General features: G+C 65.5%; 1 pseudogene. It reads left to right on the forward strand.

The features are described 5' to 3' along the window. Positions 1–284: pseudogene (locus EN852_RS40120) on the forward strand (response regulator transcription factor); the annotation flags it as partial.

A 284-nucleotide genomic window follows, 5' to 3' on the forward strand; every position in this document is an offset into this window, starting at 1 on the left:
GCCCGGTCGATCTGGAACCGCCATGCCGGCACGCACATCCTGTTCTGGTCGAATTTCGCCGACGAGGCCTATGTCCGCGGCGTGGCGCGCATCGTGCCGCCGGGGTCGGTCTATGGCTACGTGCTGAAATCGGCCACCGAAGAAGGCATGCGCTCGGCGCTGCGCGGCGTGTTCCGCGAGGGTCACTGCATCATCGACCGCGAGATCCGCGGCATCCAGCATCGCGTCCAGGACCGCTTCGAGGGCATCACCGACGGCGAATATGAAAGCCTGATCGACATCGC

The sequence above is a fragment of the Mesorhizobium sp. M2E.F.Ca.ET.209.01.1.1 genome (genome assembly GCF_004010375.2).
Lineage (GTDB): Bacteria > Pseudomonadota > Alphaproteobacteria > Rhizobiales > Rhizobiaceae > Mesorhizobium.